We start from the raw sequence: 26139 nt of genomic DNA, 5'->3' as shown, positions 1-26139 counted from the left end.
ACAACCGGACCATGTTCCTGTTCTACGCGATCCCCATGGTGCCCTTCATGATCCTCGCGCTGACCATGGCCGCCGGCCTGGTCATCGGGAGGGCGGACGCCACGCCCAACCGCAGGGCGGTCGGCGCCGCGGTCGTGGGCGCCTTCGCCCTGCTGGCGCTGGTCAACCTGTGGTGGCTGTACCCGGTGCTGGTGGCCGAGGTCCTCCCGCACTCGCAGTGGTGGGCGCGGATGCTGTTCCGCGGCTGGGTGTGACCGGTGCGGGCGTGCCGGGGGTGACCGGCGCGGCGGGCGCGGCGGGCGCGGGCGCGGCGGCCGGCCGGGAGAACCCGCGGCGCAGCGAGATCGCAGCCGCCATGCAGGCCAGCGGCACCGCGGGCAGCAGGTAGCGGTAGTCGAACTCGGCCGTCGCCGCCGGGGCCAGGATGAGCCCGAACGCCGCCAGCCACGGCAGCAGCACGGCCCCGCCCAACCGGCGCCAGCGCACCACCACCCCGGCCAGGCCGACCAGCAGCAGCGCGCCGATCATGATGCCCGGCAGCCGGACGGCCCGCTGGTAGCCCTGCAGGAACGTGGCCCACGGGTCGTTGACCTCGGTGCCGATCACGCGCTGCTTCTCCTGGATCGCCGCGACCCGCAGGCCCGGGTCGTACTTGCGCGCGTCGGTGTCGGTGTTGCCCCGGTACGACGACCAGGCGGGCAGGACCTTGGTCGCCGGCGGGAACTCGTACTGCAGGTAGGTCTGGGCGTCGGGGAAGCGCGGCCTGCCCCAGTGGAAGGAGCGGAAGAAGTCGCCGGCCACGGTGCCGAGGTAGTCCAGCGGCTGGGACAGGATGGCCCGCTGGGCGAACGCGCCCGCGGTCTTGTTCATCTCCGGGGTGAACGTGCTGCCCACCCCGAAGGCGTGGAAGCGCTGGCCGTTCTGCGCCCACCAGAGGTACTTCTGCCCGAGCCGGCCGCGCTCCTGCGGCGGCGCGCTGATGCACAGCAGGGCCAGCTCCAGCTCCTTGCGCGGGTCGATCCCCATCTTCGTGCAGTCCGCGAAGAGCGCCGTCCGCATGTAGAGGATCGCGCCGTCGCTGTTGGTCATCGCGAAGTTGCCGTGCGCGGAGGCGAACCAGGCCATGTAGCCGGTCACCGGGAGGGCGCACGCGACGATCATCGCCGCGATCGTCCTCCAGGCCGTGCGCTTGACCATCAGGTAGACCACGACCAGCGCCAGGATCGGCAGGCCGATCGACCGGGTCAGGGCGGTCAGGGCCAGCAGCAGCCCGACCACCGCGCCGAGCCGCCAGGACATCCGCCGGTGCCAGAGCACCAGCGTGATCACGCCCACGACCAGCAGCATGAACATCGCGTCGGACATGATCAGGTGTTCGAGCTGGATCTGGTACGCGTCGAACAGCACCGGCACCGCGGCCAGCGTCGCCCCCCAGCCGGGCAGCCCGAACCTGACGCGCAGCAGGGCGTAGATCAGGGTCGCGATGCCCAGGCCCATCAGGTGCTGGACGAAGGCGACCAGCGCGAAGCTGTGCAGCGGCTTCAGCAGCAGGAGCAGGAAGGAGTAGCCGTTCGGGCGCAGGGCGCTGGGGCGGCTCGGGTTGACGGCGCCCGAGACGTACTCGTAGGAGTCGTTGAACCACAGGGCCGGGCCGTAACCGAGCATGGTGACCACGCGCAGCAGGAACGCCAGCGCGAGGGCGGCCACGAAGAGGCGATGCCGGGAGAGGAAGGCTCGCAGGCGAGCGCTCCGCCCGGGCGGAGGAGCGTCCAGGCGAGGGCGGTCGGTGACGGTCACCATGCACTACAGGATGCCAGCCGTTTCGGGGAGTTGACCCGGGCACCCGGCCGCAGAGGGCATCATGGTGAGATTGGCCTGTGCCGCGAGTGAAGGGTTGAGACGTGGAACTGACCGTGGTCATGCCTTGTCTGAACGAGGCGGAGACCGTGGAGACCTGCGTACGCAAGGCGCTCGCCTGCATGCGGGAGCACGGGATCGACGGGGAAGTCCTGATCGCCGACAACGGCAGCACGGACGGCTCCCAGCAACTCGCGAGAGAGGCCGGGGCCCGCGTCGTGCACGTCGACGCCAAGGGGTACGGCAACGCGCTGATGGGCGGCATCCGCGCCGCCCGCGGCCGCTACGTGATCATGGGCGACGCCGACGACTCCTACGACTTCACCGCGCTGCTGCCGTTCGTCGAGCAGCTCCGCGACGGCGCCGACCTGGTCATGGGCAACCGCTTCAAGGGCGGCATCGCGCCGGGCGCCATGCCCCCGCTCCACCGCTACCTGGGCAACCCGGTGCTCTCCTTCGTCGGCCGGCTGTTCTTCCCCAGCGCGATCGGCGACTTCCACTGCGGCCTGCGCGGCTTCCGGCGCGACTCCATCCTGCGGCTCGGCCTGCAGACCGGCGGCATGGAGTTCGCCAGCGAGATGGTGGTCCGCTCGACCCTGTCGGGGCTGGACGTCCGCGAGGTGCCCACCACGCTCTCGCCCGACGGGCGCTCGCGCCCGCCGCACCTGCGCTCCTGGCGGGACGGCTGGCGCCACCTGCGCTTCCTGCTGCTCTACAGCCCGCGCTGGCTGTTCTTCATCCCCGGCCTGGTCGTGATGACCCTCGGCCTGGTCGCGGGCGCAGCCCTGACCTTCGGCCCGGTCTACATCGGCAAGCTCGCCTTCGACGTCGACACCCTGGTCGGTGCCTCCGCCATGGTGGTGATCGGCTTCCAGGCGGTGCTGTTCGCCCTGTTCGCCAAGGTGTACGCGGCCGAGGAGGGCTTCCTGCCGGAGAGCCGGCGGGTGCGCAAGCTCGTCGACATCGTCTCCCTGGAGAAGGGGCTCGTCGTCGGCGGCCTGCTGGCCCTGGCGGGCCTGGCGGGCCTGGTGGCCTCGCTGGTCCACTGGCAGACGCGCAGCTTCGGCCCGCTGATCCCCTCGGAGTCGCTGCGTATCGTCGTGCCCTCGGCCACCGCGCTGATCGTGAGCTTCCAGACGATCTTCGCGGCCCTGTTCATCAGCATCCTCGGCATCCGCCGTACCAAGGAGACGCCCATCGACGTGGCCGCCTCCGCCGCCGAGGAGGCCGCCGAGGCCGTCAGCAGGGCCGCCGCGGGCGATCCGTCCGACGTACCGGTGAGCGTGGGCGACCTGGAGGTCCCGGTGGGCGCCACCGCCGGTGCCGTGGGCGCCTCCGCCGTCCCCGCCACCGGCGCCGTGGGCGTCGCCGAGGTCCCCGTCCCCCCCGCCGCGGTGCCGGCGGCGGGCGTCCCGGCGGACCGCGAGGCCGACGCCGGGCCCGAGGCCGACAAAACCTGAGCGAGGGCCGAGCCCGCGTCCCTTAGGCTTGACACCATGTCCCAGCACATCCTGACCGCGGTCGCCTGGCCCTACGCCAACGGCCCCCGCCACATCGGGCACGTCTCCGGATTCGGCGTGCCGTCCGACGTCTTCAGCCGCTACCAGCGGATGGCGGGCAACAAGGTCCTCATGGTGAGCGGGACCGACGAGCACGGCACCCCGATCCAGGTGCAGGCCGACAAGGAGGGCCTCACCGCCCGCCAGCTCGCCGACCGCTACAACCGAGTGATCGTCGAGGACCTCCAGGCGCTGGGTCTCTCCTACGACCTGTTCACCCGGACCACCACCGAGAACCACTACGCGGTGGCGCAGGAGATCTTCAAGGGGCTCCACGCCAACGGCTACATCTTCCCGCAGACCACCATGGGCGCCATCTCGCCCTCCACCGGGCGCACCCTGCCCGACCGCTACATCGAGGGCACCTGCCCCATCTGCGGCTACGAGGGTGCCCGCGGCGACCAGTGCGACAACTGCGGCAACCAGCTCGACCCGGTCCAGCTGATCAACCCGGTCAGCAAGGTCAACGGCGAGACGCCGGTCTTCGTGGAGACCGAGCACTTCATGCTGGACCTGCCGGCGTTCGCCGAGGTCCTGGCGTCGTGGCTGACCTCCAAGGAGGGCGACTGGCGGCCCAACGTGCTGAAGTTCGCCCTCAACATGCTCGGTGACATGCACCCCCGGGCGATCAGCCGCGACCTCGACTGGGGCGTGCCGATCCCGCTGGAGGGCTGGAGCGACCAGGCCAACAAGCGGCTCTACGTCTGGTTCGACGCGGTCGTGGGCTACCTCAGCGCCTCCATCGAGTGGGCCCGCCGCTCCGGCGACCCCGAGGCGTGGCGCGCGTGGTGGCAGGACCCCGAGGCCCTGGGCTACTACTTCATGGGCAAGGACAACATCGTCTTCCACGCGGAGATCTGGCCGGCGATGCTGCTCGGCTACAACGGCCAGGCGGCCCGCGGGGGCGAGCCGGGCTCGCTCGGCGCGCTGAACCTGCCCTCCGAGGTCGTCTCCAGCGAGTTCCTGACCATGGAGGGGCGCAAGTTCTCCTCCTCCCGCCAGGTCGTCATCTACGTGCGCGACTTCCTGGAGCGCTACGACGCCGACGCGCTGCGCTACTACATCGCGGTGGCCGGTCCGGAGAACCAGGACACCGACTTCACCTGGTCGGAGTTCCTCAACCGCAACAACGGCGAGCTGGTGGCGGCCTGGGGCAACCTGGTGAACCGGTCGATCTCGATGGCCGCCAAGAACTTCGGGGTCATCCCCGAGGCGGGCGAGTTCACCGCCGCCGACCGGGCGATGCTGGAGCGCAGCCGCTCGGCCTTCCCCAAGGCCGCGGCCGAGTTCCACCACTGCCGCTTCAAGAACGCCACGAACGAGGCGTTCGAGGTCATCCGCGAGGCCAACAGGTACCTGGCCGAGCAGGAGCCCTGGAAGATCAAGGACGACCCCGGGCGGGTGAAGACGATCCTGCACGTGGCGCTGCAGGTGGTCGACGACGCCAAGACCCTGCTGACCCCGGTGCTGCCCAACTCCTCCAACAAGATCTACGCGATGCTCGGCGGCACCGGCGTCTGGTCGGGGATGCCGGAGATCCACGAGGTCACCGACGACGACGGCCGGACCTACCCGATCATCACCGGTTCCTACGACGGCGACGCCGCGCGCTGGGAGTCGACGCCGATCCGGGTGGGCTCCCCGCTCACCCCGCCCACCCCGCTGTTCGCCAAGCTCGACCCGAAGATCGTCGACGAGGAGCTGGCCCGCCTGGCGGAGTGACGACCGGGCGGATCCACGGCCGGTCCCGGCCGTGTCCGCGTCGGACGACCACGGGCCCGCCCGCGATCTTCCGGGACCGTCCGGGCGGGCCGTGACCGGTGCCCGTCGTACTCGTCGTGCCCGCCGCCGGGGTGCTCCTCGGCGGCGGGGTCCGGCGCGGGCCGTCCCGGAGTCTCGATAGGTTGGACGGCGTGAGCGCCACGAAGCTTCCCGCCGCCCCCGAACCCCTGCCGGCAGAGGTGTTCGACAGCCACTGCCACCTGGACATCATGGTGGGCGATCGCAAGGCCTCCTCGGGGGACCCGGTCGCCCAGGCGGCGCAGGCGGCCCGGGTCGGCGTCGAGGGCATCCTCGACGAGGCCCGCGCCGTCGGGGTGACCCGGCTCGTCACGATCGGCTACGACCTGCCGTCCTCGCGCTGGAACGCCGAGACGGCCGCCCTGCACCCCGACGTGTACGCGGGGGTGGCCGTCCACCCCAACGAGGCGCACTCCGCGACGCCCGAGACCCTCGCCGAGATCGAGGAGCTGGCCCGCCTGCCGCACGTCAGGGCGGTGGGCGAGACCGGGCTCGACTACTACCGCGACTGGGCCTCCAAGGAGGACCAGCACGCGAGCTTCCGGGCGCACATCGAGATCGCCAGGCGGACCGGCAAGGCGCTGGTGATCCACGACCGTGAGGCCCACGACGACGTGCTGCGCGTGCTGGCCGAGCAGGGCGCCCCCGAGATCGTGGTCTTCCACAGCTTCTCCGGTGACGCCGAGATGGCGCGGCGGTGCGCCGACGCCGGGTACTTCATGTCGTTCTCCGGGCCGGTCACCTACAAGAACGCCGGGTACCTGCGCGAGGCCGCGCGCGTCGCCCCCCGGGAACTCGTCCTCGTCGAGACCGACGCGCCCTACCTGCCGCCCACGCCGCACCGGGGCAAGCCCAACGCGCCCTATCTCATCCCGCTCACGCTGCGCTGCCTCGCCGACGTCAAGGGGATGGACGTCGCCGGCCTCGCCGCCGCCGTCAGCGCCAACGGGGAGACCGTCTTCGGCTCCTGGTGAGCGTCCCGGTCCGGGGTCACGGAAGCGGGTCAGCTCACGCCGGCACCGAACTCGACGGGAACGGCGCCGGCCGGGACCGGGATCCCGCCGGTGCCCGGCGCGAGCACGGTCCCCTCGGTGTCGTTACGGCCAAGCAGGACGACCGCCCCCGAACCTCCCCGGTCGGGGGCACCGACGACCAGCCGGTTGCCGCTGAAGCCCACCGACCGGCCGAAGTGCTCCCCGGCCCCGCTCTGGACGATCATGCGGCCCGGCGTGCCGTCGCCCACCGTCATCAGGTGTACGGCGCCCCGCTGGTCGGCGCCGTCGAAGGGCACGCCCACGGCGAGCCTGACGCCTCCCTCGGCGGTGAGGGCCAGCGACGACCCGTACCCGTCGCCCGCGGTTCCCCCGCCGTCCCGGTGGATGGTGGCCGCCGTGGTGAGCTCCAGGGAGCTGGAGGCCTGGAAGAGCTGGACGAGCCCGGTGTCCGGCACGCCTCCGCCGTCACCGAGCGGGGCGCTCACCGCGAGGTAGCCGACGTCTCCCTGCTCGGCGTAGGCCATCGCGTACCCGAACCGGTCGTCCGCGTCGGCCGCGACGATCTCGCGCAGGTCCCATTTCCTGCTCCTGTACCCGTCCCCCTCCCGGCCCGCGTCGAAGATCACCGCGATCGATCCCGAGTCGGGCTTCCCCCCGCCGGCCTGGCGGCCCAGCCCGTCGTCGTTCTCGTACGGGGCGCCGACCGCGAGGTCGAGGTCGCCCGCCTCGCCGCCCAGCCTGCCGATCGCCAGAGACCAGCCGAACATGTCGCCGTCCTCGGCGTTGCCCGGGACGCCCTCGGTCTCCTGGGAGATCCGCTTTCCCGGGCCGGGCGCCGAGGTGTCGAACAGGTAGGCCGCGCCGGAGTCGGTCACGCCGTCGGCGTTCTCGTGCGGGGCGCCCACCGCCACCAACGCCCCGCCGGAGGTCAGGGACCAGCCGAAGTGGGCGTCGGCCTCCGGCTCGGGGGCGACGAGCCGGGCCGTCCTGTCCGTCGGGCCGCCGTGGAAGACGTAGACCGCTCCCGCGTCCTTGTACCCGTCGACGTCCGCGTACGGCGCGCCCACCAGCAGGTCGGCGCACCCGTCGGCGTCGATCTCGGCCAGCCGCACCGACCAGCCGAACCCGTCCCCCGCTCCGGGCTGTGGCGCGGTCACGACCTTGCTCCTGTCGCGGCCGAACAGCACGTGCACGGCTCCGGCGCCCGCCAGCCCGCCGGGATCGGTGAACGGGTCACCGACGGCGGTGTCGTCCACACCGTCGCCGTCGAAGTCGCCCGTGCCCGTCCCCGAGCAGCCGGCGGGCGAGGCCGAGGCGCCGGTGAACGCGCCGGACGGGGTGGCGGCCGAGGCGGTCAGGGGTGTCCCGGCCGGTGCGAGTACGGCGACCACGGTCGCCGTCAGGACGGCGAGCAACGGCCTCACGAGAGCCTCACCTCCACGCTGTCGCCTCCCTTGATCACCACGCCGGTCAGTTTCGCGGCCCCGCGGGCGGGCGGCAGGTCGTACACGAGGACGCCGTCCACCCGGGCGCCCGGGGGCAGGGTGGACGGCAGGGGCGTCGAGGTTCCGTGGGGTTCGTGGACCGCGCCGCGGTCGTCCAGGAGGGTGAACGGGGCGGGGGTGAGCGAGACCGTCACCCCGCCGGTGTTGACCAGCGTCCAGGAGATCGTGCAGAAGCGCCCGCGCGCCGAGGTCGCTCCCCGGTAGGAGGTCAGCTCGCAGGAGGGGGGACGCGTGACGATCAGTTCGGGGTCCTTGAGACGGGAGCCGGTGGCGATCCTGCGGCCCACGTCGCCGGTGACGGTGGTGGTTCCGGCGAGGCCGCCCCGCGCGGTTGCCCCCGTCCGGGGGTCGCCGGTGTTCAGCAGCACGACGATCGTGACGAGCAGCGCCGCGAACGCGGCCAGGCCGGCGAGGAGCCAGCGCCTGCGGGGTGCCGCCCCGGCGGGACCCGCCCTCCCGGCGTCCGGCGCGCCCGGACCGGCCGCGGGCGCCGTGGCCGGGCCCTGGGCCGTCGGCGGCGTCCCCGGCGGCGTCCCCGACGGGGTCGGCGGGGTCGGCGGCGAGGAGATGGTCGGCGGGGCCGGCGGACCGGCCGGGCGTGCCGGTCCGCGTCCCCGCGATCCTGTGGGGACGGGGGTGGGCGCCGTGGCCGGATCGTCGAACCCCTCGTCCAGGCTCAGCGCGCTGAGGGTCTGGGTGGAGTCGGGTTCCACGTTGGACGGCGGCCGCCACGACTCGCTCAGCAGGTCGGTGGCGATCAGGGTGGGCGGGTCGGCCGGGAGCGGGACCGGCATCGCGGGAGCGGCGATCCGGCCGCCCACCAGGGCGATCAGCAGGTCCTGGGCGCTGGGCCGCCGGTAGGGGTCCATCGCGGTCGCCAGCCGCACCAGGTCGTTCAGCGGGGCGGGGAGCGCCCCCAGGTCCGGCGGGGTGTTGAGCAGCCGGGTCGCCATCGTCATCAGGTCGCCCCGCCCGTAGGGGTGGCGGCCGTTGCCCGCGTACGCGACCATGCAGCCCCAGGCGAAGACGTCGGCGGCCGGGGTGATCTCGAGGCCGCGGACCTGCTCGGGGGCCCACCAGCCGGGGCTGCCGAGGACCTCGCCGGAGCGGGTGAAGCTGTGCGCGGAGTCCAGCGCCCTGGCGATGCCGAAGTCGATCACACGGGGGCCCGACATGGACAGGATCACGTTGGCCGGCTTGAGGTCCCGGTGGACCAGCCCGGCGACGTGGATCGCGGCCAGCGCCGCGGCCACCCCCAGCGCCACGCCGTGCAGTGTCCCGGCCTCCAGCGCGCCGTGCTCGGAGATCTGCCGGGAGAGCGGCGTGCCCGCGATGTACTCGGTGACCATGTAGGGCCGGCCGTCGTCGGCGGTGCCGTTGTCCAGCACCTGCGCGGTGCAGAAGGAGGCCACCCGCCGGGCGTTCTCGACCTCCGCATGGAATCTGGCCGCGAAGCCCTCCTCGATCGCGAACTCCGCCTTCACCACCTTGAGCGCCACCGGCCGCCCGGCCGGGGCCAGTGCCAGGTAGACGGTCCCCATTCCGCCCTCGCCCAGGCGGCCGAGCAGGCGGTAACTCCCGATCTGTTCGGGATCGGCGGGCCGGAGCCCCTCGACGCCGGGCTGGTTCACGTCCTCTTCACCGGGAAGGGTCCCTTCCTCGCCGTTGGTCCCGAGTAGGGCAACGTTATCCACAACGGAACCTCTCGTGTTCCATCACACGTTCGTGCGGGGGCTTCCGTGCGGGAAACTTGTCGGATGGCATTGGAGAGCGACCTTGGCTGATCGAGGCGGACGAGCAGGGGAACGCGGCGGGCCGGCGGGTGCCGGGTCCGTGGCGCCGCGCGAGGAACAAGCATGAACCTCCTCGGCCCAGCGGAAATACGTACTTTGGCGGATACGCTCAATATCCGTCCCACGAAGAAGCTCGGCCAGAACTTCGTGATCGACGCGGGCACGGTCCGCAAGATCGTGCGGGTCGCCGGGCTCGATCCCGGCGACGTCGTCATCGAGGTCGGCCCGGGGCTGGGATCGCTCACGCTCGCGCTGCTCCCCGAGGCCCGCCGGGTCATCGCGGTGGAGATCGACCCCGTCCTCGCCGCCCAGTTGCCGCTGACCGTCGGCAGGCACGCGCCCGAGCTGGCAGACCGCCTCACCGTGGTGCTCGCCGACGCCATGCGCGTCCTGCCCGCCGACCTGCCCGCCGAGAGGCCGACCGCGCTGGTGGCCAACCTGCCCTACAACGTGTCCGTCCCGGTGGTGCTGCACCTGCTGGAGACGCAGCCCTCGCTGCGCAAGGTCCTGATCATGGTCCAGGCCGAGGTCGCCGACCGGCTGGCCGCCGCCCCGGGCTCCAAGGTGTACGGCATCCCCTCGGTCAAGGCCGCCTGGTACGCCGACGTCCGCAGGGCCGGACCGGTGGGCCGCACGGTCTTCTGGCCGGTTCCCAACGTCGACTCCGGCCTGGTGGCGATGACCCGGCGGGAGCCGCCCAGCACCGTGGCCACCCGCCGGGAGGTATTCGCGGTGGTGGACGCGGCCTTCGCGCAGCGGCGCAAGACGCTGCGCGCGGCCCTGGCCTCCTGGGCGGGCGGCGCCCCGGCCGCCGAGCGGGCCCTGCGGGCGGCCGGGATCGACCCGTCGGCGCGGGGCGAGCAGCTCACCGTGGAGGACTTCGCGCGGATCGCCGAGAACCACGCGGCCGGGAACCTCGAGTCCGGCGACGACAGGGACGAGCGGGATTCGACCTGACAGTCCTGTAGACGGTGGTACCCAGGGTGATTCCTTGATCCGTCTGCGTGAGCGGTGAGGGAGACCGTTACGATTTGTCGTCGTGACCAGTGAGCGAGCCTCCGTGAGGGACGCATGAACTCCGTGACCGTCCGCGTGCCCGCGAAGGTCAACCTGCAGCTCGCCGTCGGGCCGCTGCGGGACGACGGCTACCACGACCTCGTCAACGTCTTCCACGCCGTCTCGATCTTCGACGAGGTCACGGCCACCGCGGAGACCGGGATGACCGTCCGCGTGGAGGGCGAGTCCGCCGACCAGGTGCCCGAGGACGGCGACAACCTCGCGATCAGGGCCGCGTCCGCGCTGGCCGGTCACGCGGGCCGCTCGTACGGGGTGAACCTGGTCATCCGCAAGGCGATCCCCGTGGCGGGCGGCATGGCCGGAGGCAGCGCCGACGCCGCCGCGGCCCTGGTCGCCTGCAACGAGCTGTGGGGCCTGGGCCTGCCGCTGGAGGACCTGATGGAGATCGCCGCCGACATCGGCAGCGACGTCCCGTTCGCCCTGCTCGGCGGCACGGCCGTCGGCACCGGCAGGGGGGAGAGGCTGACCCCGCTGGAGGTGTCGGGCACCTTCCACTGGGTGTTCGCGCTGGCCGAGGGCGGCCTGTCCACCGCCACGGTCTACGCCGAGTGCGACCGGCTGCGCGAGGCCGGCGGCGAGCGGGTCGCCTGGCCCCGGGCCGCCGAGCCGCTGCTGGCCGCGCTCCGGGCCGGGGACGCCGAGGCCCTCGGTGCCGCGCTCAGCAACGACCTGCAGCCCGCCGCGGTGATGCTCCGCGGCTCCCTGGCCCGCACCCTGGCGGCGGGACGCGAGTACGGCGCCCTGGGGGCGCTGGTCTCCGGTTCGGGGCCCACCTGCGCCTTCCTGGCCGGGTCGGCGGCGCACGCGAGCGAGCTGGCGGCCTCGCTGAAGGAGGCGGACGTGGCACGTGACGTGATCATCGCCCACGGCCCCGTCCCCGGCCCCGTCCCCGGCCCGGTGCCGGCGTAGCCGTCCCGGGCGGCGGGGGTCTCGCCGGCCGGGAGCGGATACGCTTGTGTGGCGATGAATCTGGTCAATCTTGAGTCGGTCTCCCACTCCTACGGTCCCAAGCCCCTGCTCAGCGACGTCTCCCTCGGCATCGAGGCGGGTGACCGCATCGGTGTGGTCGGCCGCAACGGCGGCGGCAAGACGACCCTGATCTCGGTGATAGCCGGTGATCTCAAGCCCAACGGCGGGCGGGTCACCCACAACCGAGGGCTCCAGGTGGGGTCGCTCTCCCAGGGGGACGATCTCGACCCGTCCCGGCCGGTGCGTGACATCGTCCTCGGCGAACGGCCCGAGCACGAGTGGGCGGGGGACGCGGGCATCCGCGAGATCCTGGCCAGCCTGCTCGGTGACATCGACCTGACGGCCCTGGCCGGGAGCCTGTCGGGCGGTGAGCGGCGCCGCACCGCCCTGGCCAGGCTGCTCATCGACGAGCACGACCTGATCATCCTGGACGAGCCCACCAACCACCTCGACATCGAGGCCATCGACTGGCTGGCCAGGCACCTGGCCGGGCGCAGGACGGCGCTGGTGGTCGTCACCCACGACCGGTGGTTCCTGGACGCGGTCTCCACCAGGACCTGGGAGGTCGTTGACGGCACTGTCGAGCGCTACGAGGGCGGGTACGCCGCGTACGTGCTGGCCAAGGCCGAGCGCGCCCGGGTGGCCGCGGCCTCCGAGGCCCGCCGCCAGAACCTGATGCGCAAGGAGATCGCCTGGCTCCGCCGGGGCCCGCCGGCCCGTACCTCCAAGCCCAAGTTCCGCATCGACGCCGCCCAGGCGCTGATCGCCGACGAGCCGCCCGCGCGGGAGAGCGTCGAGCTGGTCAAGTTCGCCGCCGCCCGGCTGGGGCGCACGGTCTACGACCTGGAGGACGTGACCCTGCACGCCGGGGGGCCGGGCCAGGGGCCGCTGGTGCTGGACCACACGACCTGGCAGTTCGGCCCCGGCGACCGGGTCGGCCTGATCGGCGTGAACGGGTCGGGCAAGTCCTCCCTGCTGCGGCTGCTCGCCGGGACCGTTCATCCCGACTCGGGCAGGCTGGTGCGGGGCAAGACGGTCCGCCTGGCGCACCTGTCGCAGGAGCTCGGCGAGCTCGACCCGGACCGCCGGGTGCTGGAGACGGTCGAGGAGGTCCGCAAGTTCATCCAGGTCGGCAAGAAGGAGTGGACCGCCTCCCAGTTGCTGGAGCGTCTCGGCTTCAAGGGCGACGCGCAGTGGAAGGTCGTGGGCGACCTCTCCGGCGGCGAGCGGCGCCGCCTGCAGCTGCTCCGCCTGCTGATGGACGACCCCAACGTGCTGCTGCTCGACGAGCCGACCAACGACCTGGACATCGAGACGCTCAACGAGCTGGAGGACCTGCTCGACGGCTGGCCGGGCACGCTGATCCTGGTGAGCCACGACCGCTACTTCCTGGAGCGGGTCACCGACAAGACCGTGGCGCTGCTCGGCGACCACCGGCTGTCGATGCTCCCCGGCGGGGTGGACGAGTACCTGTCCCGGCGGGCCTCGGGCGCGGCGCTGTCCGCGCGGGCGGCCTCCGGCGCCGTCTCCGGCGCGGCGTCGGCGATCTCCTCCACCTCCTCCGCGGGGGCGGGGGAGTCCGGTCCGGGCCTGTCGGCGCGGGAGGAGCGCGACCTGCGCAAGGAGCTCTCCCGGTTGGAGCGTCAGCTTCAGAAGCTGGACGGCCGCCAGGCGAAGCTGCACGCGTCCATGGCCGACGCCGCCGCCGACTACGGGCGGCTGGCCTCGCTCGACGCCGAGCTGAAGGAGATCGTCGCGGAGAAGGACGCGATCGAGAGCGAGTGGCTGGAGCTGGCCGACCGCCTGGGCGAGTGAGCCCCGGGCACGTGGTCCTCGGCCCTCGAACCTGAGCCCTCGAACCTGAGCCCTCGAACCGCTCCCGCCGGGCGATCACGGGCTCACCGGGCGGTCAGTGCGCTCCGGAGTCGCCCGCGTCGAACGGGACGAGCAGCGTGCGCAGCAGGTCCGACAGGACCCGCCGCTCGCGCTCTCCCAGGCCCGACAGGAGCTCGCGCTCGCGGCGCAGCAGGTCGGCGAAGGCGCCGTCCACGCGCGTGCGCCCGGCGTCGGTGAGCGAGACCAGGACGCCGCGCCGGTCCTCGGGGTCGGGACGCCGCCTGACCAGCCCGGCCGCGGCCAGCCGGTCGATCCGGTTGGTCATGGTCCCGGACGTCACCAGCGTCGCGCGCAGCAACGCCCCGGGGCTCATCTCGTACGGCTCCCCGGCCCTGCGCAGGGCGGTGAGCACGTCGAACTCCCACGTCTCCAGGTCGTGCTCGGCGAAGGAGGCCCGGCGGGCGCGGTCGAGGTGGCGGGCGAGCCGGGAGACCCGGCTGAGCACCTGGAGCGGCTCCACGTCGAGGTCGGGCCGCTCCTGGCGCCAGGCGGCGACCAGGAGATCGACCTCGTCCTTCGTGCCGTCGCCGGGCCGGGCGTCGCGGTCGGCGTGGTGCAGGCTCATGGCGCCGAGTCTATCTCTCTTGACATCGAGATATCTTTCCGGGTATCAATCGTCTTGATGTCAAGAGATCTGTGGGATCCGGCGGTCTACGGCCGCTACGCGGACGAGCGGGCCCGTCCCTTCTTCGATCTTGTTTCCAGGATAGCCGCGCCGAGCCCCGCCCGGGTGGTCGACGCGGGCTGCGGCACCGGCGACCTCACCGCGGAGCTCGCCCGGCGCTGGCCGGACGCCCGCGTCCACGGGTTCGACTCCTCGCCCTCCATGATCGCCAAGGCTCCGGCCGGCGGCTCGCTGACCTTCTCCGTGGACGACGTCACCCGGTGGCGCCCCGGGACGCCGGTGGACGTGATCGTCTCCAACGCCGTCCTGCACTGGGTGCCCGGGCACCGCGAGCTGCTGCCACGCTGGGTGGAGGCGCTCGCCCCCTCCGGCTGGCTGGCCTTCCAGGTCCCCGGTAACTTCGACGCCCCCAGCCACGCCCTGGTCCGCGAGCTGTGCCGCACCACCTGGCGCGACCGGCTGGGCGACCTGGCCCCGGAGTCGCCGGTGGACGACCCGGCCGCCTACCTGGACCTGCTCGCCGGCCTCGGCTGCCGGGTGGACGCCTGGGAGACCACCTACCTGCACGTGCTCCCCGGTGACGACGCCGTGCTCGGCTGGATAACCGGCACGTTCCTGCGCCCCATGCTCGACCGGCTGGACCCCGGCGAGTCCGCGCGCTTCCTCGCCGACTGTGCCGCGTCGCTGCGCACCGCCTACCCTCCCGGGCCGTACGGCACCGTCCTCCCCTTCCGCAGGATCTTCGTGATCGCCCAGAGGTGACCGTCCCGGACGGATCGCGCGGTGTACGTCGCGCCGGGCCTCCGGCGGTGCGCTGACGAGCGGGCCGGGGCTGGTCGGTTTCGCAGTGCCGTCCACCGTCGGCGACGACCGGCCCGCGCCTCTCAGGTCCGAGTCGTCCTCTCGGTCACGACGGGGGCGGGTTCGGTGGCGGGCCAGGCGAAGGTGAGGGAGCCGCCGACGGGGAGGCGGTTCCAGAGGGGGGCCAGCCGGTCGAGGCGGGCCAGCACCCGCTTCACCGCGGCCTCGTCCTCCGGCGTCGTCGTCTGGGGCCTCAGCCACGCGGGCCGCTCCGCGGGCGGTCCGTGGTGTCGCTTCCACGCCACGTGGCACAGGCCGGTGAGGCGTTCGGACAGGGCCATGTCGCCCTGGCCCCGCTGGTCGTCCTGGCGGAACCGGTCCTCGCGCCTGAGCAGCCTGCGGCGCTGCCGGCGCCGCTCACGATGGTCACGGTCGTCGTCGCCGCCCAGGACGAAGCCGCCGCCGCCACCCCTGGCGGCCCGGCCGAAGACGCCGGAGGTCAGTCCCAGCTCCGCCTCCACGATGTAGTGGATCATGTCGTGCGGGATGTGGTCGTCGTACCCGGGGGCCGGGTCCATCCACAGGGGGGCTTGGCCGGGCAGGGAGACGACGACCCCGTAACGCCGTTCGCCGGTGCGTTTGAAGGTCACGTCCACACCGCCACGGTAAGGCCGGTCGCCGTCCCGGTCATCCGGTTATCCACCCGCCCGGTCCTTCCGGGCGCGCTCGCCCGTCCTGACCCGCCGATCCTCCCCTCGGCTCGCGGTTCATCGGGTATATGCGTCCGATTCCGGTTCCTGGGCGGATGAAAGGGCATCTATGAGTACTGCGAAGACGTATGGACATCTGTGGAATTCAGGGGATGACCTGTGGCGATGGAGATCGAGGACAAGTTCGACGTACCGGCGGAGTACCAGGTGCCCGACCTCGGCGGTCTTCCGGGGGCGGCCGAGGTCGTGGGTCCCAAGACCTACCAGTTGGTCGCCCTCTACTTCGACACGCCCGATCTGAGGCTCGCCGCCAGGGGCATCACCCTGCGCCGGCGCAGGGGCGGTACCGACCCGGGCTGGCACCTCAAGCTCCCCAAGGCCAAGGGTGCCCGGCAGGAGATCGTCCACCCGCTCACCCGAAGCGCCAAGATCGTCCCCACCGAGCTGGCGGACCTGGTGCTCGCCTACACGCGGGGCGCGCCGCTGACGCCCATCGCCGAGCTCGACACCCGCCGCGCCGTCACCACGGTGGTCAACGGCGCGGGCGTCCGGCTGGTGGAGGTCGCCGACGACCGGGTCAAGGGCACCGTGCTCGGAGAGGTACCGCACGTCGAGCGCTGGCGTGAGGTCGAGGCCGAGCTGATCGAGGGTGACGAGAAACTCCTGAAGAAGGTCGGCAAGCGGCTGACCAGGGCCGGAGCCGTCCCCGCCGACGCGGCCAGCAAGCTCGCCCGCCTGCTCGGCGCCGCCGGGAAGGTCTCCGGGCAGCCCCGCGCCGAGGCGGAGCCGGGATCGGCGGGCGAGGTCGTCCTGTCCTACCTCACCGCACAGGCCGGCGCGCTGCTGGCGCAGGACCCCCGGGTCCGCAAGGCCGAACCGGACGCCGTGCACCAGATGCGCGTCGCCGCCCGGCGGCTCCGCAGCGCGCTGAAGTCGTTCAAGACGATCGTCAAGGGGACGGAGAACGTCCAGGAGGAGCTCAAGTGGCTCGGCGGGGTCCTTGGCGAGGCGCGTGACCTGGAGGTCATCCGCGACCGGTTCGCGAGCAGGCTCGACACGCTGGACGGCTCCCTGATCGTCGGCCCGGTCAGGACGCGCCTCAGCTCCGACCTGCTGGACGACGAGCACGAGGCCCTCGACCGGATCAGGGACGTCCTCGGCGGCGAACGCTACTTCGCCCTGCTCGACGCCCTGGACGACCTGGTCGCCACCCCCGTGCTCACCAAGGCCGCCCGCGGGCCCGCCGACACCCTGGACGTCGTGGCCGCCAAGAGCTGGCGCAGGGTCACCCGGGCCTACGACACCGCCCGCGCCATGGAGGACGCCACCGAGCGCGAGCACGCCATGCACGACGTGCGCAAGGCGGCCAAGCGGGCCCGCTACACCGCCGAGGTCATCGGCATGACCAGGATGGCCAAGCTGGCCGAGGCCGTCCAGGAGGTGCTGGGCACCCACATGGACGGCGTCGTCGCGCAGGAACGGCTCGCGGCCGAGGCCGAGAACGCCCGCCGGGCCGGGGAGGACACGTTCACCTACGGCGTGCTGACCGGCCTGGAGCGCGCCGGGGCCGAACGGGCGCACCAGGAGTTCCCGCGCGTCTGGGAGGACACCACGGAGGCCGTGGCCAGGCTCCTTTGACCTCTTCCGGTCCCCGCCCGGTGAGGGCGGCCGGGCTCTCGCCGCCCTCCTCGGCACTCGCCGGGTGAGGCGACCGGGCTCCCGCCACCTTTCCCGGCCCTCGCCGGGTGAGGGCGCCGCGATTCCGCGACCTCCCCGGCCTCCCCGGCTTCGGAATCTCCGGAACCTCCGGGACCTCCGTCAGGTGGGGTAGGCGTCGGCGGCCACCACGTGGCCGCCGGCGTGGTGCAGCACCATGAAGGCGCCCTTGCGCAGCTTCCCCTCGCCCAGGCAGCCTCCCGGCCGGCCGTCCCCGGCCCCGCCGCTCCCGAGCCGGACGCTCCCGCCCCCGGCCAGGCCCTCGATCCCGGAGATCAGCTCCGGCAGGATCTTGCCGTGGCTGCAGAGCGCCACGGACCGGCCCGAGGCCAGGGCGTCCTCGGCCAGGCGCAGGCAGGCGCCGGGGTCGTAGCGGCTCTCCGACAGGGCGGGCTCCAGCCGCACCGGCAGCCCGGACCGTTCGGCGTACGGCTGCAGGGTCCGCACGCACCGCTCGCTGGGCGAGCTGACCAGCTCCGCCGGGGCGAAGGCGCCGAGCACAGCCGCCAGCGTCCCGGCCTGCCTGCGGCCGTTCTTGTCCAGCGGCCGTTCGTCGTCGTCGCCTTTCCACTCCCGGCGGTTGCCGGCCAGGGCGTGCCGGACCAGGACGAGCGGGGTGGTCGCCGGCGAGAGCGTGCCGAACGCGCGCAGCAGCTCGGCGTCCGCCCCGTAGCTCAGGCGCCGCCCGGCCTCCTCCACCGGCAGCCAGACCACCTCGTCCACCTCGTCGCCCGCGGTGAAGGGCCCCTCGGCGACCATCCTGGCCACCCAGTGGTCGACGCGCTTGGGCCGGCCCCGGTGGATGTAGCGGCTCGACGGCAGCGACCGGCCGAGCTCCACGGTCAGGCCGGTCTCCTCGGTCACCTCGCGCAGCGCCGCCGCGACGGGGTGCTCGCCGCGCTTCAGCTTCCCCTTGGGGAACGACCAGTCGTCGTACGCGGGCCGGTGGACGAGGGCGACCTCGGGGGCGTCGGGGGAGCCGCGCCACACCAGCGCCCCGGCCGCGCGGATCAGGTCGGCCGGTTCGCGTCCGCCGTCAGTCATCGATCGTCCTCCACCTGCGCGTGCTGATCAGATAGGTCTGCAGGTCGTCACCGGGATGGCGGGTCCAGGTCCCGTCCGGGTTGAGCCACCAGGTGGCGGTCCCCTCGGCCATGGCCCGGTCCAGCAGGTCGCTGAGGTAGTTCCGCTGCTGCTGGCTGGAGACCTTGACCAGCGCCTCCACCCGCCGTTCGATGTTACGGCGCATCATGTCGCCGCTGCCGATCCAGATCTCCGGGCGGCGCCCGTACCCGAACTCGTAGATCCGCGAGTGCTCCAGGAAGCGGCCCAGCACGCTCCTGACCCTGATGTTCTCCGACATGCCCGGGACGCCCGGCCGGAGCGTGCACACCCCCCGCACCCACAGGTCGACCGGCACGCCGGCGTTCGAGGCCCGGTAGAGGGCGTCGATGATGGGCTCGTCGACCAGGGAGTTCGTCTTCATCCTGATACTGGCCGGGCGGCCGGCCTCGTGATGGGAGATCTCCCGCTCGATCCTGGCCAGCAGCCCGCCGCGCAGCGAGTGCGGGGCGACCAGCAGCCGCCGGTAGGCGGAGTGGTTGGAGTAGCCGGTCAGGTGGATGAACAGGTCGGTGACGTCCTCGCCGACCAGCCGGTCGGCGGTGAGCAGGCCCAGGTCCTCGTACAGCCTCGCGGTCTTGGGGTTGTAGTTGCCCGTGCCGATGTGGCAGTAGCTGCGCAGCTCGCCCGAGGACTCCTGCCGCACGACCAGGGCCAGCTTGCAGTGGGTCTTCAGCCCCACGACGCCGTAGACCACGTGGCAGCCGGCCCGTTCCAGCTTGCGCGCCCAGGTGATGTTGGCGTGCTCGTCGAACCTGGCCTTGATCTCCACGACCACCACGACCTGCTTGCCGGCCTCGGCGGCGTCGATCAGCGCGTCCACGATCGGCGAGTCGCCGCTGGTGCGGTACAGCGTCTGCTTGATGGCCAGCACCGCCGGGTCGGCGGCGGCCTGCTCGATGAACCGCTGCACGCTGGTGGAGAAGGAGTCGTAGGGGTGGTGCAGCAGCACGTCCCGCTCGCGCAGCACCGCGAAGATGTCATCCTCGACGTGCACGACCTCGGCGGGGACGAAAGGGCGGTAGCTGAGCTCACCCCGGTCCAGGTCGGCGATCGCGTGCAGCCCGGTCAGGTCCAGCGGCCCCGGCAGCCGGTAGATCTCGTGGTCGGCCACCCCCAGCTCGTCCACCAGCAGGTCGAGCACCTCCGGGGTGATGGTCTCCTCCACCTCCAGCCGGACCGGCGGGCCGAAACGGCGCTTGAGCAGTTCGCGCTCCAGCGCCTGCATGAGGTTCTCGGTGACGTCCTCGTCGACGTCGAGGTCCTCGTTCCGGGTCACCCGGAAGACATGGTGCTCGACGATCTCCATGCCCTTGAAGAGCTGCCCCAGGTGGGCGGCGATCACGTCCTCCAGCGGGACGAACCGGTTCGTGGACGCGGTGACGAAGCGGGGGAGCTGGCTGGGAACCTTGACCCGGGCGAAGACCGTGTTGCCGGTCGACGGGTTGCGCACGGTGACGGCCAGGTTCAGCGACAGGCCCGAGATGTAGGGGAAGGGGTGGGCCGGGTCGACGGCCAGCGGTGTCAGCACCGGCCTGATCCGCTCCCGGAACAGCTTGCGCATCTCGGTGCGCTCGTCGCGGCCCAGGTCGTCCCAGCGCACGATCTCGATGCCCACCGCGCCGAGCTGCGGGCAGATCCGCTCGTAGAAGCAGGCCGACTGCCGCCGGGCGAGATCGCCCGCGATCGCCGCGATCCTGGCCAGCTCCTCGCTGGGCTTCAGCCCGCTCTTGGTACGCAGCAGCAGGCCGGTGGCCATCCGCCGTTTCAGCCCGGCCACCCGTACCCGGAAGAACTCGTCCAGGTTGCTGGCGAAGATCGCGAGGAACCGCACCCGTTCCAGGAGAGGCAGGGACGGATCCTCCGCCATCTCCAGGACGCGCTGGTTGAACTGGAGCCAGCTCTCCTCCCGGTTCAAGAAGCGATCTTGTGTCGGGGGAAGCCCGTCAGGGGCGGATCGGGTGGGTTCAGCGGACATATGACCAGAATGCCCGCTTTGGTTGAACGGAACGTTAATTTCGGCTCAACGGGCGTTGTTGCTTACCCACTTGTCTCGATCTTTGCCCTTTCCCGGTCCGCCTCCCCGGCCCGCGTGACCTCCCCGCGCCCGGCCGCCTTGGCCTCCTTGAGGCGCGCCCTCTCCTGCTCCTTGAGCTCCCGCTCCCGGGCCTTCTCCTGCTCGCGCAGTTCACGCAGGCGGACCTTCTCCTGTTCGCGGGCGAGCTTCTCCGCCTCGCGCCGCTCGCGCTCGCGGGCCTTCTCCTGCTCGCGCAGGTCCCGCAGGCGGGCCTTCTCCTGTTCGCGGGCGAGCTTCTCGGCCTCCCGGCGCTCGCGCTCGCGGATCCTCTCCTGCTCCTTGAGCTCCCGCTCACGGGCCTTGGCCAGCTCCCGGAGCTCCTTGTCCGTACGAGGCGGCGGCTGGGGCTCGGGACGCGGATGCGCCTGGGGCGAGGAGGGGAGCGGCTCCCCGGCGCGCTGCGGCGCCGGGAGCGGCCGTCGTTCCATGTCACGGGAGGTCGAGGTCAGCCGGGGAGTGGCGGCCAGGCCGGTCAGGCCGTTCCACGCCAGGTTCACCAGGTGCGCGGCGACCTCCTGGCGCGGCGGTGTGCGCACGTCCAGCCACCACTGGCCGGTCAGCGCCACCATGCCCACCAGCATCTGGGCGTACATGGGCGCCAGGGTGGGCTCGTATCCCCGCTCGGCGAACTCGTCGACCATGACGTCCTCGACCTGGCTGGCGATGTCGTTGATCAGGCTGGCGAAGGTGCCGGTCCCGGAGGCGGCGTGCGAGTCGCGCACCAGGATGCGGAAGCCCTCGCTGTTCTCCTCCACGTAGGCCAGCAGGGCCAGGGCGGCACGTTCCAGTTTGATCAGGGAGTGCGAGGCGGACAGGGCCTCGGTCACCATGGCCAGCAACTTCTGCATCTCGCGGTCGACGACGACCGCGTACACGCCCTCCTTGCCGCCGAAGTGCTCGTAGACGACCGGCTTGGAGACGTTGGCGGTCGCCGCGATCTCCTCCACCGAGGTACCGTCGAATCCCTTCTCCGCGAAGAGGGTCCTGCTGATCTCGATCAGCTGTTCCCGGCGTTCCTTACCTGACATGCGCCGACGGGGTTCACTCACGGTTCTCATAATGGACCTGCTTATGGCGACGCCGCGCGTCGCGGTGAGTCCGCTCGGAGCCGGCTCCTTCCCTCGTCGGGGGGAATCGTTCGTTCCTCACGATTCCCCCCTCCTCGGTCCAGTCGCCGGCGCGGACGCACGGGGGAGTCCCTCGGGGCGAGAAGGCGGGATGTTCGGGGGCCGGTGGACGGTGGCCTCGGAGCCGGCGGAGAGGAGGGCGCCTGAGCGCGGGGGAGCACGGCGGTGCGGACATGGCGTGCGGGGGGCATGGTGCGACCGGCGCTTCGCGTGGAGAGACGGCTGCCGCGTGAGAGGCCGGCGGCGGGGTGGGCACCATGGCGGGGAGGGGTGGGCGCGTTGTGGTGGCGCCGGTGAACTCGGTTTCCTGGGAGGGCCGGGCCGGGGGCCCGGGCCGAGCGGTCAGGTGGTGGCGATGCGCTTGGCGGCGAGGCGCTCGGGGGTGGGCCAGCGGACGTCGTAGGCCCAGCCGGCCTTCTCGAACATGCGGATGACACCGGCGCTGAGGTCGATCTGCCCCTTCAGGGCGCCGTGCCGGGCGCAGGTGGGGTCGGAGTGGTGCAGGTTGTGCCAGGACTCCCCGAAGGAGGGGATGGCCAGCCACCACACGTTGCGCGACTTGTCGCGGGACTCGAAGACCTCTTCGCCGAAGACGTGGCAGATCGAGTTGATCGACCAGGTCACGTGGTGCAGCAGGCCGATCCGGACCAGCGTGCCCCAGAAGAAGCCGGTCGCCATGCCCCACCACGACCAGGTCAGCAGGCCGCCCAGCAGGGCGGGCGCGACGATGGTGGTGATCGCCAGCACCGGGAAGAGCTTGTGCAGCCTGACGATGTCCGGGTCCTTGACCAGGTCGGGAGCGTACTTCTGGCGGTTGGCCCGGTCGGTCTCGAACAGCCAGCCCATGTGCGCCCAGAGCAGGCCCTTGGAGACGGCCACGAAGCCGGTGCCGAAGCGCCACGGCGAGTGCGGGTCGCCGTCCTTGTCGGAGAACTTGTGGTGCTTGCGGTGGGTGGCCACCCAGTCGAGCACCGACATCTCCATCGCGAGGCTGCCGGCGATGCCCAGGGCGATCTTCAGCGGCCGCTTGGCCTTGAACGAGCCGTGCGTGAAGTGGCGGTGCAGGCCGACGGTGACGCCCAGCCCGGTGACCACGTAGAAGACGCCCGCGATCGCGACGTCGGACCAGCCCAGACCCCATCCCCAGGCGAACGGGATCGCCACCAGCAGGGCGATCAGCGGGGCGCCGACGACCACGCCGAAGGTGATGATCTCGGGCAGGGTCTTCCGCTCGGGGTCTACGTCGGATTTGGGTCCTGGAGCAGGACGTTCTTCGATGACGGTCATGCGCTACCTCGCGGTGACTCGGAAAAACAAAACTCGTGCGGCTACGCCACCGTAACCTACGCCATCGTAAGTTAGGAATGCGTGAGCGCCGAAAGTATGGAACCCGGCTTTTCAGGTCGATGCCGTATCGGGTCCACCCGGTCTCCTACCCGCCCTCGCCCTGCTAAACGGGAGCGCGCCCGCCGGAGGGCGTCCGGGGTGGTCCGGGGTGCGGGGAGACGGACGCGCAAACGGGGCGCGTTCGACATGGAAGGCTCTGTATCGTAGGGGGGCCGGGCGCGCGGGCCCCGTCCCGATCGCCTGGTCGGTCCGGCATTGGGTAATTGGCAGCCCGCAAGGTTTTGGTCCTTGTTGTCCAGGTTCGAGTCCTGGTGCCGGAGCCATCCCCTCTGTCTGATTTCATCAACCCGCCTGGTCGGCTGGGTGGGTTCCGGAGGGGGGAGGTATCCTCACGTTGTCGAGCAGGTGACGGCGCCGTGCCCCGGGGATGGCCATCCGTCATCGCGCCTCGCCATGTCTCAGCCGCGACGCCGAGGGAGCCTCGTCCGTGAGTGTGCCGCGCCCGGCAGCCGTCATCGTCCTCGCCGCCGGCGAGGGCACCCGGATGAAGTCGAGAACACCGAAGATTCTTCATGAGCTGTGCGGCCGCAGTCTGGTCGACCACATGCTCACCGCCGCGAGGGGGCTCGAACCCGAACGGCTCATTGTCGTCATCGGTCACGAACGGGAACGGGTCCAGGCGCACCTGGCCGGCACCGGTCCCGACGCGCAGGCCGTCGTCCAGGCCGAGCAGAAGGGCACCGGCCACGCGGTCAGGACCGTCCTGGAGACGGTGGGCACCATCACCGGCACCGTCCTGGTGACCTACGGCGACACGCCGCTCCTGCGCACCGAGACCCTGGCCGCCCTGCTGGAACGGCACGGCGAGGACGGCAACGCCGTCACCGTGCTGACCGCCGAGGTCCCCGACCCCCACGGCTACGGCCGGATCGTCCGCGACGCCTCCGGAGCGGTCCTGAAGATCGTCGAGGAGAAGGACGCCGACGCGCGGGAGCGGGCGATCAGGGAGATGAACTCCGGCGTCTACGCCTTCGACGGCACCCTGCTGGCCGACGCCGTCAAGCGGGTGTCGGCCTCCAACGCCCAGGGCGAGGAGTACCTCACCGACGTCCTGGCCATCCTCCGCGAGGACGGGCACCGGGTCGGCGCGCACATCGCGGCCGACTACGTGGAGGTGGAGGGCGTCAACGACCGCGTGCAGCTCGCCTTCGCCCGTAAGGTGCTCAACGCGCGCCTGCTGGAGGCGCACATGCGCGCCGGGGTGACCGTGGTCGACCCGGCCAGCACCTGGGTCGACGTGGACGTCGTCCTCGAACCCGACGTGGTGATCCACCCCGGAACCCAGCTCCACGGCCGTACCCGCGTCGCCGAGGGCGCCGAGGTCGGCCCCGCCACCACGCTCACCGACACGGTCGTCGGCGAGGGGGCGCTGGTCCGCAACGCCGTCTGCGTCGAGGCGGAGATCGGCCCCGAGGCCCTGGTCGGGCCGTACGCCTACCTGCGGCCGGGCACCGTGCTGGCCCGCAAGGCCAAGGCCGGCACCTACGTCGAGATGAAGAACGCCCGGGTGGGTGAGGGCGCCAAGGTGCCGCACCTGAGCTACGTGGGCGACGCCACCATCGGCGCCGGAGCCAACATCGGCGCCTCGGCGATCTTCGTCAACTACGACGGGGTGAACAAGCACCACACGACGGTGGGCGAGCACGCCTTCGTCGGGTGCGACACCATGCTCGTCGCGCCGGTCACCGTCGGCGACGGCGCGTACACGGCCGCGGGTTCGGTCATCGACTCCGACGTCCCCGCCGGGGCCATCGGCGTGGCCCGCGGACGGCAGCGCAACATCGAAGGGTGGGTCGCGCGCAGGCGCGCGGGCACCAGATCGGCCAAGGCGGCGCTGGGCGCCGACGAGGCCGGGAAACGGCAGGGGAGCCAGAGTGAGTGAGCGAAGCGAGCGGCCCGGCGGGTACGGCGCCATCGCGCGGGCATCGGCGGGCCGCCAGGCGAGGAGGACGGCATGAGCGGCATCAAGCAGACCGGTGAGAAGAACCTGATGTTCTTCTCCGGCCGCTCGCACCCGGAGCTGGCCGACGAGATCTCGAGCCACCTCGGGGTGGACGCCACGCCGACCACGCTGCGCGACTTCGCCAACGGCGAGATCTACGCCCGTTACCAGGAGTCCGTCCGCGGCTGCGACGCGTTCGTCATGCAGAGCCACACCTGGCCGATCAACCAGTGGATCATGGAACAGCTGATCATGGTGGACGCCCTCAAGCGCGCGTCCGCCAAGCGGATCACCGTGATCATGCCGTTCTACGGCTACGCCCGCCAGGACAAGAAGAGCAAGGGGCGCGAGCCCATCACCGCCCGGCTGATGGCGGACATGTTCAAGACGGCGGGCGCCGACCGGTTGATGTCGATCGACCTGCACACCTCCCAGATCCAGGGCTTCTTCGACGGCCCGGTGGACCACCTGTTCGCCATGCCCGTCCTGGTGAACTACCTCAGGGACAAGATCGACCTGGAGACGACCACCGTCGTCTCGCCCGACACCGGCCGGGTGCGCCTCTCGGAGCGCTGGGCCGACACCCTCGGCACCCCGCTGGCCTTCATCCACAAGCGCCGCGACCTCGACGTGGCCAACCAGGTGAAGGTGAGCGAGGTCGTCGGCCGGGTGCGGGGCCGGACCTGCGTGCTGATCGACGACATGATCGACACCGCGGGCACGATCTGCAAGGCCGCCGACGCGCTCTACGAGCAGGGCGCCACCAACGTGGTCGTGGCCGCCACCCACGCGGTCTTCTCCGACCCCGCGGTCGACCGCCTCAAGAACTCGCAGATCTCCGAGGTCATCGTCACCAACACGGTGCCGCTCCCGGAGGACAAGCGGTTCGACAAGCTCACGGTCCTGTCGATCGCCCCCCTCATCGCCCGCGCGATCACCGAGGTCTTCAACGACGGCTCCGTCACCAGCCTCTTCGAAGGCGACAGCTGACCCCACCCCCGCCACCCCCCACCATCCCCCACACCGCCCGGGAACACTCGCCCCCGTTCCCGGGCGCTCTCATGCCCCCGCCTCCCGGACTGCCCCCTGCCCGATCGCCTCCCCCGGGGACTCCCCGTGAGCCCGCGCCGGCGACTGGACCGAGGAGAGGGGGATCGTGAG

General features: G+C 72.0%; 19 protein-coding genes, 1 tRNA gene and 1 pseudogene. 12 read left to right on the top strand and 9 right to left on the bottom strand.

What is annotated here, in order from left to right; genetic code table 11:
- Positions 1–254, top strand: a pseudogene (locus AB0G16_RS35285) (phospholipid carrier-dependent glycosyltransferase); the annotation flags it as partial.
- Here AB0G16_RS35285 and AB0G16_RS35280 read toward each other — a convergent pair.
- Positions 163–1800: a hypothetical protein gene (locus AB0G16_RS35280; protein WP_362814860.1), complete on the bottom strand. Its 1638-nt coding sequence runs from the start codon at positions 1798–1800 to the stop codon at positions 163–165. The pseudogene AB0G16_RS35285 and the gene AB0G16_RS35280 sit on opposite strands and share 92 nt — an antisense overlap.
- A 119-nt stretch (positions 1801–1919) precedes the next feature.
- On the opposite strand from AB0G16_RS35280, the gene AB0G16_RS35275 reads away from it, so the two are divergent.
- From AB0G16_RS35275 to AB0G16_RS35265, 3 genes are all read left to right on the top strand, one after another.
- The gene (locus tag AB0G16_RS35275; RefSeq protein ID WP_362814858.1) at positions 1920–3317 is read left to right on the top strand and encodes a glycosyltransferase; all 1398 of its coding nucleotides are present in this window, start codon (positions 1920–1922) and stop codon (positions 3315–3317) included.
- Between the two features lie 36 nt (positions 3318–3353).
- Positions 3354–5138 carry a methionine--tRNA ligase gene (gene metG, locus AB0G16_RS35270; RefSeq protein WP_362814856.1) on the top strand — a complete coding sequence of 595 codons (1785 nt, stop codon included), beginning with the start codon at positions 3354–3356 and terminating at the stop codon, positions 5136–5138.
- Positions 5139–5329: 191 nt separating this feature from the next.
- Positions 5330–6190: a TatD family hydrolase gene (locus AB0G16_RS35265; RefSeq protein WP_362814854.1), complete on the top strand. Its 861-nt coding sequence runs from the start codon at positions 5330–5332 to the stop codon at positions 6188–6190.
- Between the two features lie 29 nt (positions 6191–6219).
- On the opposite strand, the gene AB0G16_RS35260 is transcribed toward AB0G16_RS35265, so the two are convergent.
- The gene (locus tag AB0G16_RS35260) at positions 6220–7635 is read right to left on the bottom strand and encodes a hypothetical protein (RefSeq protein WP_362814853.1); all 1416 of its coding nucleotides are present in this window, start codon (positions 7633–7635) and stop codon (positions 6220–6222) included.
- The gene (locus AB0G16_RS35255) at positions 7632–9347 is read right to left on the bottom strand and encodes a serine/threonine-protein kinase (RefSeq protein WP_362814851.1); all 1716 of its coding nucleotides are present in this window, start codon (positions 9345–9347) and stop codon (positions 7632–7634) included. The genes AB0G16_RS35260 and AB0G16_RS35255 overlap by 4 nt, the downstream gene beginning before the upstream one ends.
- Before the next feature lie 225 nt (positions 9348–9572).
- Between AB0G16_RS35255 and rsmA the strand changes: the two genes are divergently transcribed.
- The 3 genes from rsmA (at position 9573) to AB0G16_RS35240 (ending at position 13370) form a co-directional block, all read left to right on the top strand.
- Positions 9573–10466, top strand: a complete 894-nt coding sequence (gene rsmA, locus AB0G16_RS35250) for a 16S rRNA (adenine(1518)-N(6)/adenine(1519)-N(6))-dimethyltransferase RsmA (RefSeq protein WP_362814849.1) — start codon at positions 9573–9575, stop codon at positions 10464–10466.
- Positions 10467–10580: 114 nt separating this feature from the next.
- Entirely contained in the window at positions 10581–11495 is a 915-nt protein-coding gene (locus tag AB0G16_RS35245) for a 4-(cytidine 5'-diphospho)-2-C-methyl-D-erythritol kinase (protein WP_362814847.1), read from the top strand.
- Between the two features lie 54 nt (positions 11496–11549).
- A complete protein-coding gene (locus AB0G16_RS35240) occupies positions 11550–13370 on the top strand; it encodes an ABC-F family ATP-binding cassette domain-containing protein (protein ID WP_362814845.1) in 1821 nt (606 codons plus the stop codon).
- Between the two features lie 94 nt (positions 13371–13464).
- On the opposite strand, the gene AB0G16_RS35235 is transcribed toward AB0G16_RS35240, so the two are convergent.
- On the bottom strand, positions 13465–14016 hold the full coding sequence (locus tag AB0G16_RS35235; protein WP_362814843.1) for a MarR family winged helix-turn-helix transcriptional regulator: 552 nt from the start codon (positions 14014–14016) through the stop codon (positions 13465–13467).
- A gap of 57 nt (positions 14017–14073) precedes the next feature.
- Here AB0G16_RS35235 and AB0G16_RS35230 point away from each other — a divergent pair, with 57 nt between their 5' ends.
- Positions 14074–14838, top strand: coding sequence for a trans-aconitate 2-methyltransferase (locus AB0G16_RS35230; protein WP_362814841.1), 765 nt, complete (start codon positions 14074–14076; stop codon positions 14836–14838).
- Positions 14839–14960: 122 nt separating this feature from the next.
- Here AB0G16_RS35230 and AB0G16_RS35225 read toward each other — a convergent pair whose 3' ends face one another.
- The gene (locus AB0G16_RS35225) at positions 14961–15533 is read right to left on the bottom strand and encodes a hypothetical protein (RefSeq protein ID WP_362814839.1); all 573 of its coding nucleotides are present in this window, start codon (positions 15531–15533) and stop codon (positions 14961–14963) included.
- A 219-nt stretch (positions 15534–15752) separates the two neighbouring features.
- Here AB0G16_RS35225 and AB0G16_RS35220 point away from each other — a divergent pair, with 219 nt between their 5' ends.
- Entirely contained in the window at positions 15753–17225 is a 1473-nt protein-coding gene (locus AB0G16_RS35220; RefSeq protein WP_362814862.1) for a CYTH and CHAD domain-containing protein, read from the top strand.
- Positions 17226–17405: 180 nt separating this feature from the next.
- On the opposite strand, the gene AB0G16_RS35215 is transcribed toward AB0G16_RS35220, so the two are convergent.
- The 4 genes from AB0G16_RS35215 to AB0G16_RS35200 form a co-directional block, all read right to left on the bottom strand.
- Positions 17406–18347 carry an NUDIX hydrolase gene (locus tag AB0G16_RS35215; RefSeq protein WP_362814836.1) on the bottom strand — a complete coding sequence of 314 codons (942 nt, stop codon included), beginning with the start codon at positions 18345–18347 and terminating at the stop codon, positions 17406–17408.
- On the bottom strand, positions 18340–20403 hold the full coding sequence (locus AB0G16_RS35210; RefSeq protein ID WP_362814834.1) for an RNA degradosome polyphosphate kinase: 2064 nt from the start codon (positions 20401–20403) through the stop codon (positions 18340–18342). The genes AB0G16_RS35215 and AB0G16_RS35210 overlap by 8 nt, the downstream gene beginning before the upstream one ends.
- A 62-nt stretch (positions 20404–20465) precedes the next feature.
- The gene (locus AB0G16_RS35205; protein ID WP_362814832.1) at positions 20466–21560 is read right to left on the bottom strand and encodes a TetR family transcriptional regulator; all 1095 of its coding nucleotides are present in this window, start codon (positions 21558–21560) and stop codon (positions 20466–20468) included.
- Between the two features lie 411 nt (positions 21561–21971).
- On the bottom strand, positions 21972–22916 hold the full coding sequence (locus AB0G16_RS35200) for a fatty acid desaturase (RefSeq protein ID WP_362814830.1): 945 nt from the start codon (positions 22914–22916) through the stop codon (positions 21972–21974).
- A 308-nt stretch (positions 22917–23224) separates the two neighbouring features.
- Here AB0G16_RS35200 and AB0G16_RS35195 point away from each other — a divergent pair.
- The 3 genes from AB0G16_RS35195 (at position 23225) to AB0G16_RS35185 (ending at position 25968) form a co-directional block, all read left to right on the top strand.
- Positions 23225–23299, top strand: a tRNA-Gln gene (locus tag AB0G16_RS35195).
- A gap of 164 nt (positions 23300–23463) precedes the next feature.
- Positions 23464–24918: a bifunctional UDP-N-acetylglucosamine diphosphorylase/glucosamine-1-phosphate N-acetyltransferase GlmU gene (glmU, locus tag AB0G16_RS35190; protein ID WP_362814828.1), complete on the top strand. Its 1455-nt coding sequence runs from the start codon at positions 23464–23466 to the stop codon at positions 24916–24918.
- Positions 24919–24990: 72 nt separating this feature from the next.
- Positions 24991–25968 (top strand): ribose-phosphate diphosphokinase, encoded by a 978-nt coding sequence (locus AB0G16_RS35185; protein ID WP_362814826.1) that lies wholly within the window; start codon positions 24991–24993, stop codon positions 25966–25968.
- Positions 25969–26139: the final 171 nt, after the last annotated feature.

It is taken from the genome of Streptosporangium sp. NPDC023615 (genome assembly GCF_040640155.1).
Taxonomy (GTDB): Bacteria; Actinomycetota; Actinomycetes; order Streptosporangiales; family Streptosporangiaceae; genus Streptosporangium.
The sequence above is the reverse complement of the archived record's forward strand: the minus strand, read 5'-3'. Positions and strand labels throughout refer to the sequence as shown.